This is a genomic window from Lachnoanaerobaculum sp. OBRC5-5 (assembly GCF_000296385.1).
GTDB lineage: Bacteria > Bacillota > Clostridia > Lachnospirales > Lachnospiraceae > Lachnoanaerobaculum.
On sequence record NZ_JH815185.1, the window covers coordinates 2,265,309 to 2,282,784 of the forward strand.

The window sequence follows — 17,476 nt, forward strand, 5'->3', positions numbered from 1 at the left end:
TAAGGTTTAACAACTAAAAAAGGTGGTAGTATGAGAGAAAATAAAACCTATTACAAAAAGAAAATATATCTTGTCATACTTGTTATGACAATTCTTTTCGGATTTCAAGGGATGTATGAATATTACAGTTCAAAGATAGACGATCCTTTCCAACTGATCTCTGCCGTATTATACGGCATTATAAAACTGTTTTTATTTGCACCTCCGATTTCACCAAGTGATAAAACAAATATTTTCTATGAGATTGCAAAATGGACTGCACCGATACTTACGTCCACTTTTGTATTTACCAAAATTTCAAATACTCTTTTACATATGAAAAACATAGTTGTAAATAAGATAAGCAGAAATCATATTTTGGTATTTGAGAACTCTCTTATGGGTGAAACATTGATAAATAATCTTATAGATGAAAAAAGTTCATATAAGATATCACTTATTTCAAAGAATTTCATAGATGACAATATGAAAAACAAGTATGAGAAAAAGGGCATTGCCGTTTATCAGACGGATTTTGAAAACAGTGACAGAAATGAGATAAGAGAGCTATTTGCCGCACTCAATATAAATAAGGCAAAGTATATGTTTTTTTGTGCCGATGCGGATCTTGAAAATTATGCTCTGTACACAAATGTTATAAAGAGAATAAAACCTCAAAGACATATTACATGCTATGTAAAATGTGAGTCAAAAACAGTGTCCTCATATATAGAGGATATGATAGCTCAGGAAAGAAAAAAAGAAGAGAGTCTAAAAAATATAGATACAGTACATTTTGATGAGAGAGATCTGACTGTAAGAATGCTTATATCGGATAAATGTGTAAGCAAAAGTATATCAAGTAATGTAGAGGCCCTCTCCGGTATAGGTGATGCAGTGACTCCTGAGCTGATTGATGAAAATATCAAAAGGATGCATATTTTAATAATAGGTATAAATGAGCTGACTTCTACATTATTAAAGTTTATTTCAAACGATATGACCATGTCGTTAAAGGAAAATACAAGGGTAAGCATCATAGACAGGGATGCGGACAGGAAGATGAAAGAGCTCCTGGTGGACAATGAGGGCTTAAATAATTCTTTGGATATACAGATAATGAGTCTCAGCTCTGAAAGAAATATGATGTATGATTATCTTAAAAGTATAAAAAACGAAACGGATCTGTCTCTTGTTTTTTTGATGAACGAAGATATCGTTAAGAGTCTTAAAAACTTGAAGCTTTTAAACCGGTATTTTGAAGGTGTTCCGAAGATAATAAGAAATGTATCAAATATAGATTTAAGTTATGTATTACCTAAAAATAATGATAATATAAAAATTTTCGGAGATGTTTCGCAGATTATGACAGAAGATGTTATGATAAGGGCGGCACTTGATAAGAGAGCAAAGCAGTTTAATGACAGCTATAACATATCTTCAGCGGCAGCAGGTATGGGAGACGGACAGAAATGGAATGAGCTCTCATATGTGAAGAAGACATCGTCAAGATTATCTGCCGCACATGACAGGGTAAAGGAAGAGATAGTAAGAAAGATATTTTCGGATAAATCTGAGGATGAGATAAAAGCTTATCTGAATTTAAAGTTTGAAGAATTCAGTGCACTGCAGGAAATCAGAAAAGTTGATAATGAAGAGTTCAAGAAAAAGTTTTGTGAATATCTAAAAAATGCTCCCGTACTTGATTTCTTATCAAGACTTGAACATAAGAGATGGTGTAACAGCTATTATGCTATGAACTTTAAGTATGGTGAAAAGAAGGATGAGAACCTAAAGACACATCCATGTTTGATAGATGATTGGAAAATAATAATAGGTGAAAAGTTTGACACCTGCCATCCGGAATATGATTTATTATCGGTATTTACTTTATTTCAGAGAGAGGATTGAGAATGGAAAAAGAACAAAATCACAGGCAAAATGTAGATGAAATGCAAAAGGCGGCAAATGAATATAAAGAGAAAAGTTATAAGTATGACGCCTTTATAAGCTATAGACATGTGGAGCCTGATCAAAGTATAGCTAAACAGGTTCACCAATTAATAGAGACATTTAAAGCACCTAAGGAATTTTATCAAAACGGTAAAAGGCCTACATTCAGAGTGTTTCGTGACAGAGAGGAGCTTGCTGCAAGAGATTTAAGTGCTTCAATAGAAGAAGCGCTTGCAACAAGCAGATACTTAATTGTTATATGTTCAAAGAGAACGCCGCTTTCAGAGTGGTGTCAAAGAGAGATAGAGATATTTAAGAGTTTGCACGGTGAGGAGAGGATAATACCTGTACTTATAGAGGGTGAACCTGATGAAGCATTTCCTTTACCTCTTAAAGAAATGAAAAAAGATGACGGACATGAGATACTGGCTGCAGATATAAGACCTGATGATATATTTAAAACGGATTTTTCAGGGTATGAAAAACTGCAACAGAGTGATAAGTCAAAGTTAAAAGAGCTTACAAAGAAATCTTTAGACATATTAAAAACTGAAAAATACAGGATAATGGCCACTGTTCTTGGCTGCAGCTTCGGGGATTTAAAGCAAAGAGATAAGGAGAGAAAAAACAAGAGAATTTTGACTGTTTCCACCTTATCGGGAGTGGTATTTTTGATATTCGGTCTGTTTATGGCAAATGCTTATCAAAAGGCGGAACTTGCCAGGCAGGAGGCGGTACAGTCAAATGCAAGCATACTTATGAAAAGGTCTAAGGACTTTACAAAAGAGGGAGATTTTATCAAGGCTGTTTTAGTGGCAAAGGAAGCCATGAAGTCTATAAAACCTGATATGAAATATTATGATACTTTGAAGGCTGAAGAGGATACGATATTCAACAGTATGATATATCACAGCGGAGCTTCAACATTGACTTCCATATCTACTAAAAATATCTTTACATATATGGATGTAAGTAAGGATGAAAAATATGTAGCTTACGGATTTGATAACAATTATACGGCAATTGCAAGTGTAGATAACGGAGAAGTATTAAAAATCTTGCCGGGACATACTCAGCAGGTGAAGGTGGTGAGATTTTCTAATGACAATCGATATCTGGCATCATTTTCATTTGATAATACATGTATTATATATGATGTTGAAACAGGTGAAGAAAGGGCAAAGATAGAAACCGAGGGTGTACCTATGCTTGTCAGATTTTCAGAAGATGATTCAAAACTGACACTTATTACATTTAATAATAATACCTCTACCAATTTCTATTTATATGACACCGCTGACTGGAAGCAGACAGGAGGATTTGTAATTGACTCTCTTATAAAAAATGCCGATATAAAGAGTGATGCAAGTGAGGCAATTATAATTACAAATCCGGACAGTGACGATCAGATAACAAGAAGAAGTCTCACAGACGGAAGTATAATAGAAGTTATTCCAAGTCTTACAGTTAATACGGTGGAACCCGGAGTAATAAAAAATAAACAGTACAAAACGGCAGCCTATTCAGCTGACGGAGAAAGTATTTTATTAAATACACAGAATGATTTAATAAAAGTCAAATATGATAACAGGGAATTATTTCATCAGGAGATATCTATTAACTTTAATGATCCCAAGGTAATATATGAAAGTGAGAATGGCGATAAAATAGCGATAAAATCAAATAATACTGTATATATTCTGGATGGAAAAACCGGAGAGACAATTAATAAAATATATATTCAGGACTTAAAGTATTATACTTACAACAGCAATACAAATACTGTAGTCGGATTTTCGGAAAACGGAAATTATTCTGTATGGAAGGATGGAGCTATAACTGACAGTAATTTAAATTATGGCGGAATATTGCCGATAGAATATATATTTTTAAAAGACGGAAGCAAAGTATTGGCAAGTTCTCATGACAGTCAGACAATAAAGATAATAGATTTAAAGTCAAGAATATCTTCGGATTCCATATATGCAAGAATAGTGTCAAATTCAAATGATTCTTCAAAAATGCTTTTGTTTGACGGGAATGATGTATTTATATCGGAAGATGACGGTAAAACGAGCAAGAAAATACCTTTTAACAATAATATTACATATGGAATAGCAGCAACTTTCAAAGATCAAAAGATATCAAATGACGGAAGATATTACACTGTTTTGGGAATAGATAAGGATACGCCGGATAAAAAGCCTACATTAAGTATTTATGATATTGAAAATGATACAATCAACAATATATATATAAATGCAATGGATTCAATACTGTCATTTAGCAATGATTCAAAGCAGATATTTGTACTTGACGCTGTAGAAGGTCTGAATGTATATAGTACAGACTCTTTTGAGAAAGTAAAAAATTACAACGATATAAAGGAAAGCTCAGGAAATATAAAATTGTCGGAGGATTCAAAGATATTTGTTATAAATAAATATTCGGGAATTTCTTCGATATATAATCTTGAGACCGGTGAACATATAGAAGATATACCGGGAGAAGTATTATACGTAGAAAACGGTGCAGGTGAAATAAGAGCAAAGGGAATACAAAATAATACGGCATTTACCTGGAGCAGTAAAACAGGACTGAAATCATGGGAAATGGATGAGGCCTGCAGTCAAACACCTCTGAGTCTTAAAGATGTCAATCTGTATAATGCAAATGCCGATATATTGCTTATGATCAGAAATAATGATACTGAAAGAAAATGCTATGTAGTGGATTTTTCAACAGGAAGACTCAAGATGGCTCTTAACTCCACATTGAAAGAATATGCTGTAAACGGACATATTTCTTCTGACGGTAAGATGATAGCTGTAGATCAAAATTATTATGCTGATTATGATTTCAATGCCGGAAAAAACAATCAATATATCGAGTCAACAGTGTACAAGATACTTAATGAAGAAGAGGTAGCTAATGAGATAGACAGTATTCTTTCGGGAAGAATACTTACTGAGGATGAAAAGATACAAATCGGTTTGACTACCAAATAAAAAATGTCCCCCTAATCTTAGGATTAGCGGGGACATCTGCATTTTATTATTTTTTGAAAAGTTTTGCAAAAAAGCCTTTTTTCTTAGGCTCGGCTTTTACGATTTTACCGCCCTTTACACTCTTTATATCTGAGATATAAATACCGCTTACTACCGCTTTTACTTCTGTCTTTAGCGGTATAGATGCGAATACCTTTTCATCTGCCATCAATGTCATGATCTTCGGACCTACCTTTGCTTTTACAATAGGCACTTTAGACCATTTGAGGTACCATGGGGTTTGCTCATAAACGATTTTCGGCAAACCTGATTCTTTTATCTTCAGTTTCTTTTTATCTATAATAAGCATAGAAACAGTTTGTTTGGCAGCTTCCATAGCGGCCTGGGATTCTACTTGTTTTGTCTCCATTTTTCTTCCGAAGAAGTATAGTGCAACTAAGGCGACAAGTAATATAACGAGTATGACAATAAGTATTGTCAAAAATGTTCTCACTTTTCGTTCCTCCAAAAAATAAAAATTGTGAAGTATCACTGACGACAATTATATCAAAATCTTAACAATTTATCAACAATTTATCAAGATACTCATAGTACAATGGTTATTACAGGTTTGTATTTTTAGGTTTAATGTCAATAAAGACATGTGTTATAATACGAAAGACAAAAGAGCTGTGTTAGGAATTTAAATAAAATATTACAGTGGAGGTTATATGAGAAAGATATTGATTGTTATAGATATGCAAAATGATTTTATTGACGGGAGCCTTGGAACAAAGGAAGCGGAGGCCATTGTAAAAGGTGTAACAGATAAAATCAAGGAGTACAAAAAAGAAGATGTATTTGCGACTATGGATACTCATAAAGACAGTTATCTTCAAAGTCAGGAAGGTAAGAATCTTCCGGTAGAGCATTGTATAGAAGATACTAATGGTTGGGAGTTGCATCCGGATATATCAAAGCTTATTGATCCGGAAAATATCTTTAAAAAACCGAGTTTCGGAAGTGTGGATCTGGCAAATAAGATGCTTGAGATATCAAAAAAGGAAGATATTGAAATAGAGTTGGTAGGACTTTGCACCGATATATGTGTTGTATCAAATGCACTTTTAATTAAAGCATTTCTGCCGGAAGTAAAAATTTCAGTTGATTCAAATTGCTGTGCCGGAGTTACTGTTGAAAAGCATAATGCCGCACTGGAAACATTGAGAAGCTGTCAAGTGGAGATAAAATAAAATATTTGAGTAAATATAAAAAGCCTTACATTCAAGTTAAACTTGTTTGTAAGGCTTTTTTTCACATATTCTTCACAAATTAGCCTGTTTTTTTCAGTTTCATTTCAGTTTACTTGTGTATTCTTAGGGCATGAAAGGAAAACATTCCTTTAAAAATAATTTGAATATAAGAGAAATGAGGAGCTTATGAAAAGAGAGACAACAGATAAGAATAAGAAGATTAATAAAAATATTGCATTTTCATTGATGGGAATGGGACTGATGCTTAGCTTAGGAGCATGCAATGCATCACAGGATGCAAGTGCAGCAACTGTAAGTGCAAATGTAAACAGTAATAAAACTCAAAAAACTCAGGGAAATGAAACAAGTATAAGTATTGATAATAATACAGTTTCAATAAACGGAGACGGAGCAAGCATTGAGGGAAAGGTCATTACAATAAGCAAGGCCGGAACATATCGATTAAGCGGAAAGCTTGATGAAGGACAGATAGTTGTAGATTCAGACGGAGATGTAAACTTAAACCTTGATAATTTTACAATATCAAATTCAACAGATGCTCCGATAGTCGGAAAGAGCGGAAATATAAATATCAACCTTGTTGACGGTAGTGATAATAAGATAAGCGATACCAGAGCTGCAAACACTCAGGATGAGAACAGTTCAAATGAGACAAAGGCATATGATGCTGCAATTTATGCTGAAGCGGATATAAACATTACAGGAAGTGGAAAGCTTACAGTGGAAGGTGGATATGAGGATGCTATTCATTCAAAATCCAATTTAAATATTGAAAGCGGAAGCTACTCCATTACAGCTTCACATCATGGTTTAAACGGAAAGAAAACTCTTGTTGTAAAGAACGGAAGTTTTGATATTACAACAGTGGAGGATGCAATTCATTCAAAGGGTGATGTTACTTTTGAAAACGGTGAATTAAATATAAATGTAGGTGATGACGCATTACATGCCGATAATACATTGACTGTTAAAGACGGAAAGATAAATATAAATTCTTCAAATGAAGGATTGGAAGGAGTGACGGTAAATATTGAAGGTGGAAATATTCTTGTAAATTCTACCGATGACGGGATCAATGCAGCAGGAGATTCTGAGGACGGATCACAGCTTAGTTATGCTATCAATATCTCAGGAGGAGATATAAAGATAATTCCGGGTGGTGACGGTATAGACTCTAACGGAGATTTGAATGTTTCAGGAGGAAATATAGTTGTAGACGGACCTTCAAATGGTGGAAATGCACCTGTTGACTATGACGGAACAGGTACTATTACAGGAGGAAGCATACTTGCAACAGGTAATTCCGGAATGTTCCAGGGATTTAACGGAAATAATCAGGGTCAGTCAAGCATTATCTATTATTTGGATAATAATGCGGCTACAGGAGCTACTATAAAGATCAGTGATGAATCAGGAAAGGAAATCTTCTCATCAGCAGATCAGACTCAGAGCTATAATGCCGTTTTATACAGTAGTGCTGAGATTGAAAGCGGAAAAACTTATAAGGTAAGTGTAGGAGACAGTGAGGGTTCTGTTACTGCAGGAGACTCACAGGGAGGAAACTTCGGTCATCCACCAATGGGTGGAATGGGAGGAAATAATCAGGGCCAACCACCACAGGGACAGCCGCCGGAGATGAATGGCAACTTCCAGGGAAGAGGTCAGGGAAATAACCAGGAACAACCGCCGATGGGCCAACCACCGGAGATGAACGACAACTTCCAGGGAAGAGGTCAGGGAAATAATCAAGGTCAGCCACCAATGGGCCAACCGCCGCAGGGAGGACCAAATGGCAACTCACAGGGAAGAGGTCAGGGAAATAATCAAGGTCAGCCACCAATGGGCCAACCGCCGCAGGGAGGACCAAATGGTAACTCACAGGGAAGAGGTTATGGAAACAACCAAGGACAACCACCAATGGGCCAGCCACCGCAGGGAGGACCAAATGGCAACTCACAGGGAAGAGGTCAGGGAAATAATCAAGGTCAGCCACCAATGGGTCAGCCGCCACAGAATGAAAACAATCAGAGCAGTAAAAATAAAACTGATTCTAAGAAGAAAAAGAATAAGCAAAAAAGTAATCAAAAGACAGGAGATACATCCGGAAAGGAGAAGTAATGAAAAGAAAATTTGCCCTAATACCGGCATATAAGCCAAATGAAAATTTGATATATTTTGTGCAGTCCATTGAAGCAAGAGGGATAGAGGTAGTAGTGGTGAATGACGGTTCAGGGGAAGAATATCTTCCCCTCTTTTCACAACTTGAAAAGAACAGCAGAGCAAAGGTCATTCACTTTTATGTAAATCAGGGAAAGGGGGCTGCGTTAAAGGAAGGACTGTCCTATTTAAATAAAATAGATGATGATTTTACAGTAATAACCTTAGATGCAGACGGTCAGCATTCGCTAAAGGATGCATTATACCTGCTTGATAAATCCATGGAAAGTGAAGACAGCTTGATACTTGGATCAAGAGAGCAATCAAAGGATTCACCTCTCAGATCAAGAATAGGCAACTATATCACAAAGAAAGTATTTTATTTTTCAACAGGAGTAAATATTGAAGATACTCAAACCGGAATGAGAGCATTTCATAAAAGTATGATACCGGAACTTCTCAAAATAAAGGGAGAGAGGTATGAGTATGAGATGAATATGTTACTTGATTTTGCAAGAAAAGGTATAAGGATGAAGGAATACACAATTGAAACAATATATATCAATGACAATGAGGAAAGCCACTTTGATACTATAAAGGATTCAGCAAGAATATACAGCCAAATCATTAAGTTTTGTGGAAGCTCTATCCTATCCTTTATTATAGATTTTTTACTTTACACAGTATGCTTCTTTTTATCAGGAAGCATAATACTCTCAAATGCGATTGCCCGCATTATATCACTGCACTTCAACTTTTTGGTAAATAAAAAGTTTGTTTTTAAAAATTATAAAAAAGATGAGAAGAATCTTGCCAAAGAATATATTTCATATTTGGGGCTTGCGGTATTTATATTTTTAATGAATACATTGATTCTTCGAGGAATGGTGGAAGCATTAAATATTAATGCATATTTGGCTAAGATAATAACAGAAGCAGTTTTGTTTACAGTATCATATTTTGTGCAAAGACATTTGGTATTTGCAAAGAAAACTGTAAGAGAAAGCGATTATGCAGCTTCTTTAAAATAGATGTTTAAATAATGAGGTAATTATATGAAGAAATTAAATAATAAGGGATTAGGCGTATTGTATGGTGTACTTTTATTTTCATTCAGTACATATGCGCTTTTAGATACATTTGTAATACCGCATCCGATGCAAAGTGTAATGGCTTCAAATGTAGTTGCACAAACTACAAGCAGCAGTATAAAGGAAAGCGTAGAGGCTGCCATACAAGAAAAGCTTAACGGAAATACAACCGGGAACACATCCACAGCAGATAATAACTTAACATCAGGCAGCACTACAGCTGAAAATACGGGTACAACAAGCAGTACTTCATTGACTAATGTAGAGACTGTTGAAGGTGGAACTGTTATAGGAGAGTATTCAGACAGCAATACAAGTATTACATTAAAACAGTACAGAGCATATGACAGTGAGATATATGTGGCTGATGTAACGGTAAGTGATGTTTCCGTTTTAAAGACAGCACTTGCAAATAATACTTACGGAAGAAATATTACCGATACAACTTCAAATATGGCAGAAGAGAATAATGCCGTTCTGGCTATCAATGGAGATTACTATGGTGCAAGACAGGCAGGATATGTTATAAGAAACGGAAATCTTTACAGAAATACTTCCGGAGACAGAGATGCCTTGGTTATAACTAAAACCGGTGAGTTTGAGTTTGTTTCAGAGAATGAGACAAGTGCAGAAGAACTTTTACAAAGCGGAGCATATCAGGTATTGTCATTCGGTCCCGTACTTTTAGATGACGGAGAAATATCTGTAGGTGAAAATGATGAAGTAGGAATGGCAATGGCAAGCAATCCAAGAACAGCTATAGGTTACCTTGGAAATAATCATTATGTTTTCGTGGTTTCAGACGGAAGAACAAGCGAGAGTGCAGGATTAAGTCTTTATGAACTTGCAACATTTATGAAAGAACTGGGTGTAGTTGATGCATATAATCTTGACGGAGGAGGTTCATCTACAATGGTTTTTAAGGGCGAGATCATAAATAATCCTACTACAAACGGTCACTCAAATCAGGAAAGATCTGTCAGTGATATAGTATATATAGGAGGTGAAAACTGATGAAGAAGTCATTGATCTATTTTGGAATCTCAATATTTGTATTTATATTCGGACAGATATATGAGTACTTTTCACATGGTGTATATTCAAGCTATATGATGTTTGCATTCTTGATACCTTTTATAGGACTTTTTATTCCAAGTCTTTTAAACAATCTTATTTTAAAAAGAAAGATTACTGATAATGTTACACTGCCATGGAAATGTGGTATAGCAACACTTACAGTAGGTTCAATATACAAGGGTGTATTGGAAATCTACGGTACAAGCGGAACTTTTGAACAGGTTTATTTGATAATAGGAAGTTTACTTTGTATTATAGCTACTATTGTATTGATAACTGCAAGAGTTAATAAAGATCAAAACTGCTAAGTGCTTAGTAAAAAAGTGCCACACCGGAAAGTTCGGAGTGGCACTTTTTGCAATTAATTATATATGAAAATATATATCAAAACATATTTTTTTATTTTTACTTGATACCTTTATTTCTCCTCTATGCATAAGTACGATTTCCTTTGCTATAGGAAGCCCAAGTCCATAACCGGTACCTGAGTGAGATTCATCAAGTCTATAGAAACGCTTGAATATATTGACCGTATCTTCCTTTGAGAGTTCTTTTTCCACATCATTTTCCACTGATAAAACAATATTGTTTTTTTTATTAGTAAGAGTAAGAGCGGTATGTGATACGGAGTACTTCATGGCATTTTCTAAAAGGATTGAGATAAGATCCTTTATTTTATTTGTATCTCCCAAAACAGAAATATTATTCTCTATATCATAATTCAGTTCTTTGGAATTTTCAAAAAATAAAGGTTCAAAAAACAGACATTCTTTAGTAACTATATCTGATAAATTTATTTTTCCCATTTGCTCTTTTCTATCCTGCCAGTTTTCCAGTCTGCTAAGATCAAGCAAATCCTGTGTCAAATGCTTCATTCTTTCACTCATCTCATCAATACCGTCAATATTCTTCTTAAGTAAATCCATATTTTCCGCTTGGAAAGAATGTTTTGATATAGTTTTTTGAATATTTCCCACATTATTTATGATAACTGTGAGAGGTGTTTTAAGCTCATGTGATGCATCTGAAATAAACTGTCGCTGTGAAGCAATAGCATCACTTACCGGTCGAATACTCTTTTTTACAAAGTATTTGGAGAAAAGTATTATCACTGTAGACAGTATAAAAAAAAGCAGTACAAGCAAAACCGAAAGATTATTCAAGTTTTTTATTTCTTTACTGAAATCTGTAACGGCGACACGGTACAAAGTAGGTGGTTTGTTATTATGGTGCTTTTCTTCACCTAAGTGATCGGGAGGAGAATTGACCTCACAAATATATTGCAAAGTGCCGGATTTTATAGATGAATAAAACTTATCGGTATTGTCATCTATCTTGCTTAGAGCATCTGATATTATTTTTTCCTTTGTATCACTATCAAGAAAAAAATCGACACCATTTGTATCAATTATATTTCCCTCAGAGTCAAACATAATTTGAAAAACAGCATATGAAGTTGATACTGAATCCTGATACATGGGTGTATTTATTGCGGAAGAAAGAGTAGACCTCATACCGCTGTAAATACTGTTTCTGTTAAAGAGAAATGGGAAGATGAGCATAAATAACAGTAAAAAGATACTTACTGATGATAAAAGCAATGTAAGCTTTTTTTGTAATTTCTCAATCATTATTCACCTCTTACTTCCAAATGATATCCAAGTCCTCTGCTGGCTACTATGGATATATCTGAATACAGTGTTTTAAGCTTCTTTCTTAAAAATCCGATATATACCTCCACATTGTTTTCTGTAGCATCGCTGTCATATCCCCAAACTTTTTCAAGTAAAAAATTTTTAGAAATATTATTCTTTCCTTCCTTTAAGAGAAGCCTCATCATTTGAAATTCTTTTGATGAAAGGCGAATGGAATTATCACCGGATATAAGCTCTGATGAGTCTATATCAAGAGTGGTGTTTCCAAAACTTATCTGGTTTACCTCTTTCCCTTGTCTGCGAAGCAGAGCATTTACACAGGCTAAAAGTTCCCTTCTGTCAAAAGGCTTTGTAAGATAATAGTCCGCACCGGAATCCAGTCCTTCCACTCTGTCAAGAATGTCGGATTTTGCAGTAAGTATCAAAATAGGAAGCCCGTTTTTTTCTTTCCGAAGAGTTCTGGCTACCTGAAAGCCGTTTAATTTTGGGAGCATAAGGTCCAGTACCAATAAATCAAAATGCGAAGATCTGGCAAGTTCAAGACCATCCATTCCGTCATAGGCACATACTACATCATGCCCATATTCTTCTAAAATTTCTTTAAGAGATGAGGCAAGTAATACCTCATCTTCAACAACTAAAATATTCATATACACTCCATTTTATGTGGTGTTTTACAACTTAAAGTATAGAATATTATTTTCTCATATAATCAGATTTTATTCAATTATATAGTATTTTCTTTGTACAGCATTTTAGCAAAAGAATTTTTTAATATGGTTTACCATAAAAACAGCTAAAGCAAATGAGAGTATATCTGCAAAAGGCTGTAGAATATATATGCCGAATTGCCCAAACAGCTTTGATAGAATATATAATAGAGGTATAAAAAAGAGTCCCTGGCGTGAAACAGAAAGTAGTGAGGACATAAAGTATTTTCCTGTATTTTGTAAAAGCATACAGCTTACTGCAAAGAATCCTAAAATAGGTAGTGTTAAACATTGCATATGTAAAAGCTTTACAGCGGATAAAATAACCTCGCTGTCAGAGGTCATGGTTTTAATAAGATCTTTTGCAAAAATATATAAAAGTATTGCGGATAAAAATAAAAAGATACTGCCTATAATTACTGTAAGCCAAAAAGCCTTTCTCACTCTAATATACTGCTTTGCTCCATAATTCATGGCACATATGGGTTGAAAACTCTGAGACCAGCCTATCATTATCATAAATGAAAGTGCTGATATTTTTGAGCTTACAGTCAAAGCCGCTATAAGAGAATCACTGTATTTTGCAGCAGCTATATTCAATAATATCATTGAAATACTTGTAATGGACTGCCTTGAAAAATTTGGCATACCTCCTGCTAAAATATGATATATACTATCTTTAGTAAAGTTTAAATTAAAAGCTATATTTCCGGATTTTAAAGAGAAATATGTCAGCACAAAACAACCTGTTATTTGTCCTAGAAGAGTGGCATAGCCTGCTCCTGTAAATCCGAATTTTAAATAAAACATCATTATAGGATCCAGAATCATATTTGTAATCATACCAAAGAGCAGACCTGTCATTCCCTCTTTTACATTTCCACAAAGTCTAAGCTGATTATATAAAGTAAGCGAATAAAGTCCGAATGGAATACTTAAAATAATTATTTTTAAATATTTTACGGTAAATTTAAGCAAATCATCTGAAGCATTGCCTGATAAAAATTTCGAGAGCGGAATAATAAAAATCCATGATAAACAAGCTATAATTATGCCGATTGATATTGCAAAGAATATGCCGATGGAAGCTAAGCTTTTAGCTTCTTTTTCATTTTGCTCACCAATCTTTTTTGACATTATATTTCCGCTTCCATAGCCGAACCAAAATCCAATTGCCTGTATAAAACTCATAAAGCTGAATACTATACCTATTGCGGCGGTCATAGATTTATTATTTAAGATACCGACAAAGAAGGTATCTGTAAGATTGTAGATTACCATAACAAGCATGCCGACAATAGTCGGAATAGAGGTTCTTATCAGCAATGGCAGCAGAGCATCATTTAAAATAGCCTTTCTTCTTATTTCATTGTTCATATCACAATCCTCTGACAATTCCGGTATCGCCGTCTACCTGTATCATATCGCCGTCTTTAAATTTTGTTGTTGCAAAACCCACACCAAGTACTGCCGGAATATTATATTCTCTTGCAACTATTGCGGCATGACTCAGTGCTGCACCGGTATCCGCCACAACAGCACTTGCCAGCTTAAAAAGAGGAGTCCATTCGGGATCTGTAAGATGACAAACCAAAATATTACCTTTTTTCATTTTATAAAACTCTTTAGGACTTTGAATAATGCAAACTCTTCCGACTGCTTTACCCACACTACCGCTTACACCTTTTAAACTATCACCTTTCGCATCAAAGATAAGCAACTTTGAGGCTTGCCATACTTTTATTGAGAGTGGAAATTTTTCATTCCTGTTTTTGATATTTTCAAGGTCTTTCTTATTCAGATATCCTCTCTTCATAGCTTCTATCAGTTCATTAAAGAAAAGATTTGATATACCGGTTTTATAATTTTCATTTTCAAGTAGAAGCATATTTATTTTAGTCACACATTTTCTGACATAGTAAAATAAGCTTTCCCATAAATACTGACTTTCTTCTCTAACCACATGGAAATATCGAAGGCTGTTAATATCGGCTTCCATGTACTTATATTTATTGCCATAAACTGACTTTAGCTTCAGCATTAAATCATCAGAACTTTCTGTTTTTTCATTTTTGGTAAAAGTAGAAGCCAATATAGGTTTTAAAATATTAATGAGTCTGTCAGGATCTTCTATAAATGTTTTCGCCTCCAGACAGTAGCAGTTATAGTCTGATTTGAAACCGTTTTTTTGTAAAAAGTCATCAGCCATAGATTTAAAATCATCAAACTCAGTATATAAGTTTTTGTAGCTTTCGCCGGAAAGAACGGCTTCCTTTAAATTATTGTTTTTTGATATTTTTTCTGCCATTTTGGAGATATCATTATTTACAGTTGAAGTCTTATTATCCAAGTTTTTATAAAGATCAAAGGCAGTGTAATCGGGATTTATTTTTTTAAGGATTTTACTGTATTTATCAAATACAAGCATTGTAGGAAATAGAGCATATTTAAATCTGTCATAGGAAAGATCCTTAGTCAGTTTATAACTGTACTCTAAAAACTCTCTGCACTCTGTCAGGCTCATATTTTCAAAATCTTTGGATTTCAGTGTTGAGATATATTTCTCATATCTATCCATAAACTGCTCACAGATTTTGGCACAACTGTTAAAGTCTCTGATTTGTTTTAGGACTTTAAATATATGAAAAATATTTTTGGTGATTCCCTTTTTACCTTTTGGAAGAGTTTGTATGCCGTCATTATCTATCTGCGGATCGGTGTCAAAGATTATGCCTCCTTCTGCAAATATTTTGGACTTTTGATTATTGATTGCCATTATAAAATCATAATCCAAAGCTCTGTAGGCAAAGGGCATTTTTTCAAGTTGAAATGCCATTTTTTTACGCATACTCTTATTTGGTCTTGTTTTTTTCAAGTAACTGTCTATAAGGGCTTTTTCATTATCATTTTTTAATGTGGTGATAGCCCTTGCCTGTAAAATATATACTTTGTTATCTTTGACAGCCCATTCGATATCCATAGGCATATGGTAATGCTTTTCTATTTTTAGACCGCAGTTTACAAGTTCTGATAGTTCATTATCATTTAGAACTCTTGCTTTTCTTTTATCTTCATCTACAGCTATTTCCACAGTGTCCTTGCTTCCATACACTATCTTTGTTTTTTTAGAACCTATGGTGCTTTCAAGAAGTTTGCCGTCTTTTTGGACAATATAGCTGTCAGGAGTTACTCTGCCGCTTACAACACTTTCTCCCAAACCATAGCTTGCATTTATTTGCATTTCATCTGAGTTTTGACTTAGCGGATTTATTGTAAAGAGTACTCCGGACTTTTCACTTTCCACCATTTCCTGCACAATTACGGCAATAGACACACAAGTCTGATCATAGCCTTGGTGAAGCCTGTAGCTTACAGCTCTGTTACCCCAAAGTGAGGCATAGCATTTAAGTATCTTATAGAGAACATCATCTATACCCTGTACATTTAAATAGCTTTCCTGTTGTCCTGCAAAACTGGCATCAGGCAGATCCTCAGCGGTAGCAGATGAGCGGATTGCAACTCTTATATTTTCACCGAGACTTCTGTAATTATCTGTTATAAGTTGTTGCATTTCTTTTGAAAACTTTCCTGATATTATAAGCTTACGAAAGTATTCGGCGGCTTTTAATAAAGTACTCTCATCCAATGATGCATCTTTCAAATTTTTTTCTATAATTTTATCTATACCGTTTTCTCTTAGAAAAGCTTTATAGGCATCTGCTGTAATTACAAAGCCCTTTGGAACATTTATTTTAGCAGAAGTCAGCTCTCCAAGATTTGCCCCTTTTCCACCGGCAAGTGATATATCTTCTTTTTTAATATCAATAAAATCAAGTATCATATTCCCCCCTATTTCATTAAAAAAATGTGGTATGCAAAAAGTATGTAAAGATTTAGAAACTTAAAATATCAAACCTTTATATACTTGGTGGCTATTGCAGATATATAAGTTTTAAGTATATCTTCAAAATATTTCTCATCAAAAAGATAGTAGTCTGTACATAGTAAAAAGCTTCCTATAAAGGCATTGGCAAGACCACATTCATCGGCAGTCTTTACTACAGAGTTCTCCTTCCAGTAATTTACAAGCTTTTTTAAAAACTCCCCATACAGTTTTTCTATCTGATTCATCTCATCAGATTTCTTTGTTTTCAGTATTTTAAATGCCTCTTCATATACAGGTTGTGCTTTTATCTTTTGCATCAAATCCAAAGAATATTTGTATATGACATCAGTTAAAAATCCCACAGGATCCTTAATTGAGCTTGAAAAATTTTCTTCAAGAGCTTTTAATTTCTGACCGGATCTATATGTCGCCAGATCAATAATAAGTGAATCCTTATCCTTCCAAAAATTATAGAAGCTGCCCTGTGCAATACCGACTCTTTTGGTCAATTCCGAAATGCTTAAAGATTTTGTCCCGTTATTATGAAACAGCTCAATGGCGGTATTCATAATATTTTCTTTTATTTTTTCCTTTTCTTTTTCACTGAATGCTTTTCCCATACTCTTCCTTCAAATTCGGTACTCTATGAATATATTTATATTTATTCATAGATATTATACTCCTAATAAAGATGGATATCAATGAAT

General features: G+C 34.4%; 13 protein-coding genes. 7 read left to right on the plus strand and 6 right to left on the minus strand.

Annotated elements, in window-relative coordinates:
• The first annotated feature begins 30 nt into the window (after window positions 1-30).
• A complete protein-coding gene (locus tag HMPREF1135_RS10530) occupies window positions 31-1,890 on the plus strand; it encodes a hypothetical protein (protein WP_007595024.1) in 1,860 nt (619 codons plus the stop codon).
• A 2-nt stretch (window positions 1,891-1,892) separates the two neighbouring features.
• The gene (locus HMPREF1135_RS10535; protein ID WP_007595026.1) at window positions 1,893-4,940 is read left to right on the plus strand and encodes a toll/interleukin-1 receptor domain-containing protein; all 3,048 of its coding nucleotides are present in this window, start codon (window positions 1,893-1,895) and stop codon (window positions 4,938-4,940) included.
• Between the two features lie 46 nt (window positions 4,941-4,986).
• Here HMPREF1135_RS10535 and HMPREF1135_RS10540 read toward each other — a convergent pair whose 3' ends face one another.
• Window positions 4,987-5,433, minus strand: a complete 447-nt coding sequence (locus tag HMPREF1135_RS10540) for a hypothetical protein (protein ID WP_007595028.1) — start codon at window positions 5,431-5,433, stop codon at window positions 4,987-4,989.
• Window positions 5,434-5,650: 217 nt separating this feature from the next.
• Between HMPREF1135_RS10540 and HMPREF1135_RS10545 the strand changes: the two genes are divergently transcribed.
• The 5 genes from HMPREF1135_RS10545 (at window position 5,651) to HMPREF1135_RS10565 (ending at window position 10,826) form a co-directional block, all read left to right on the plus strand.
• Window positions 5,651-6,172, plus strand: a complete 522-nt coding sequence (locus tag HMPREF1135_RS10545) for a cysteine hydrolase family protein (protein ID WP_007595030.1) — start codon at window positions 5,651-5,653, stop codon at window positions 6,170-6,172.
• Window positions 6,173-6,358: 186 nt separating this feature from the next.
• Window positions 6,359-8,311 (plus strand): carbohydrate-binding domain-containing protein, encoded by a 1,953-nt coding sequence (locus HMPREF1135_RS10550; RefSeq protein WP_007595032.1) that lies wholly within the window; start codon window positions 6,359-6,361, stop codon window positions 8,309-8,311.
• Entirely contained in the window at window positions 8,311-9,381 is a 1,071-nt protein-coding gene (locus HMPREF1135_RS10555; protein ID WP_007595034.1) for a bifunctional glycosyltransferase family 2/GtrA family protein, read from the plus strand. Before HMPREF1135_RS10550 ends, HMPREF1135_RS10555 begins: the two co-directional genes overlap by 1 nt.
• Window positions 9,382-9,405: 24 nt before the next feature.
• A complete protein-coding gene (locus HMPREF1135_RS10560) occupies window positions 9,406-10,455 on the plus strand; it encodes a phosphodiester glycosidase family protein (protein ID WP_007595036.1) in 1,050 nt (349 codons plus the stop codon).
• Window positions 10,455-10,826 (plus strand): hypothetical protein, encoded by a 372-nt coding sequence (locus HMPREF1135_RS10565; protein ID WP_007595038.1) that lies wholly within the window; start codon window positions 10,455-10,457, stop codon window positions 10,824-10,826. Before HMPREF1135_RS10560 ends, HMPREF1135_RS10565 begins: the two co-directional genes overlap by 1 nt.
• 57 nt (window positions 10,827-10,883) lie before the next feature.
• Here the strand turns inward: HMPREF1135_RS10565 and HMPREF1135_RS10570 are convergent, their stop codons facing one another.
• The 5 genes from HMPREF1135_RS10570 to HMPREF1135_RS10590 form a co-directional block, all read right to left on the minus strand.
• Entirely contained in the window at window positions 10,884-12,149 is a 1,266-nt protein-coding gene (locus HMPREF1135_RS10570) for a sensor histidine kinase (protein ID WP_007595041.1), read from the minus strand.
• Entirely contained in the window at window positions 12,149-12,823 is a 675-nt protein-coding gene (locus tag HMPREF1135_RS10575) for a response regulator transcription factor (RefSeq protein WP_007595043.1), read from the minus strand. The genes HMPREF1135_RS10570 and HMPREF1135_RS10575 overlap by 1 nt, the downstream gene beginning before the upstream one ends.
• Window positions 12,824-12,928: 105 nt before the next feature.
• A complete protein-coding gene (locus tag HMPREF1135_RS10580; protein WP_007595045.1) occupies window positions 12,929-14,260 on the minus strand; it encodes an MATE family efflux transporter in 1,332 nt (443 codons plus the stop codon).
• A 1-nt stretch (window position 14,261) separates the two neighbouring features.
• Window positions 14,262-16,724, minus strand: a complete 2,463-nt coding sequence (locus HMPREF1135_RS10585; RefSeq protein WP_007595047.1) for a PEP/pyruvate-binding domain-containing protein — start codon at window positions 16,722-16,724, stop codon at window positions 14,262-14,264.
• Window positions 16,725-16,792: 68 nt separating this feature from the next.
• Complete coding sequence (locus tag HMPREF1135_RS10590) at window positions 16,793-17,389, minus strand: TetR/AcrR family transcriptional regulator (protein WP_007595048.1); 597 nt, start codon at window positions 17,387-17,389, stop codon at window positions 16,793-16,795.
• Window positions 17,390-17,476 lie beyond the last annotated feature (87 nt).